This window comes from Flavobacterium sp. SM15, assembly GCF_022012335.1.
GTDB lineage: Bacteria > Bacteroidota > Bacteroidia > Flavobacteriales > Flavobacteriaceae > Flavobacterium.
This window is the reverse complement of record NZ_JAKLTO010000040.1, coordinates 1-248: the sequence shown is the minus strand read 5'-3', so window position 1 is coordinate 248 and position 248 is coordinate 1. Positions and strand designations below refer to the sequence as shown.

The window sequence follows — 248 nt, the reverse complement described above, 5'->3', positions numbered from 1 at the left end:
AAAATACAACTTCGGCAACATTCACAATTCAGGATACAACTAATCCGACAATCACACAACAGGCAGCCAATATGACTGTAGAATGTGACGGACAAGGAAACAACGCACAACTACAGGCATGGCTTAACAGTCATGGTGGTGCAGCTGCTTCCGATGTATGTTCTTCTGTAACATGGTCGCATAACTTCACTGCTTTAAGCGATGGTTGTGGAAATTCAGGAAGTGCTCTGGTAACGTTTACTGCTACT

At 43.5% G+C, this 248-nt stretch carries 1 protein-coding gene; it reads left to right on the top strand.

The annotated features are described in order from the left end of the window. The coding region (locus LZZ90_RS14030; RefSeq protein ID WP_237791329.1) for a hypothetical protein at window positions 1-248 on the top strand (248 nt) is incomplete at both ends.